The sequence below is a fragment of the Polaribacter sp. M10 genome (assembly GCF_054968445.1).
Genome location: NZ_JBSSBG010000057.1, coordinates 1 through 1,082, shown reverse-complemented (window position 1 = coordinate 1,082; position 1,082 = coordinate 1). Strand labels below are relative to the sequence as shown.

The window sequence follows — 1,082 nt, the reverse complement described above, 5'->3', positions numbered from 1 at the left end:
GCATCATACTCATAACCATCTGCAATATCTACTCTTAAGCTTTGTTGAATTTCTGTACTTACAGTATTGTATCTGTGTTTAATATTGTTTGCAGTTTCAGAATACAACTCAACCATAGAAATATCTGCTGTTTTACCTTCTTCTGTACTTCTTAATGCTACTACTAACTCACCTTTATCTCTGTAGATTTTAGAAGCATAGGTTTCTGGAAACTTCTGTACTTCTGTTTGTGTAACAGGAATATAAGATTGTAAGTTGTTTAAAATATCAGCTACTAATTTCTGAGTATCTGCTGGTCTTGTAGACCATACTTGGAAGTTATACACATCATTAAACTTGGTATAGTTATTTACATACCAGTTGGTTTGAATGGTATAATTCGCATCGTTATTATTCTTAGCAGTTGCAAAAGAGATGGCATATTCTACTTCTCCACTTCTTTGCTTAATACCTTGCATTAAGAAATTGTATCCTTGAATTTGTACTTTCTGAATGTTTAAAATCTCAGCACCTCTTAAACGATCACAAGAAGCTTTTGTATGATTGTAAATTTTATCAGAAGTTTTAATTCCTAAAACCACACCTTTTGTTTCTCCATTTAAAGAGAAGTCAACAGACAATACCTCATCAGCAATTGTGTAATCTAAGATATCAGTTGGTGAAGTAACGTTTGCTACATTACCTGCAAATAATTCTGAAGGGAACATATCTAACATGGTTTGTCCTTTACCTTGATATGGTTGTTTCGATTTTAATTTTGCTTTGTTATATAGGTTTGCACTAGATTTTACAAACTCAGTTGGCACAGAATTCTTTTTTCTACCTACGTAGATTTTAGAGATTGCATCTCCTAAAGATTCAGATTCCACACCACCATTGTTACCTCCAGAAGTTCCTCCTGTAGGGATAACATAAGCAAAATCTTGATCTAAATTATCTTCACCAGCTGTTAAATTAATGGTACTGTTATTTGGAGTACCCACACTGTCCCAGTCGTAAGTTTGCACTAAATCTGCTGCAGTTTTACCTGCAGGTATTCCAGAGGTTACAGTGCTAACATCAACAGAGATTGTGTAAGTTCC

General features: G+C 34.0%; 1 protein-coding gene. It reads right to left on the bottom strand.

All coding sequences use genetic code 11. The features are described 5' to 3' along the window. Positions 1 to 1,082, bottom strand: a 1,082-nt coding sequence (locus tag ACWYN7_RS17265; RefSeq protein WP_462861220.1) for a hypothetical protein, incomplete at both ends; no start/stop codon positions are given.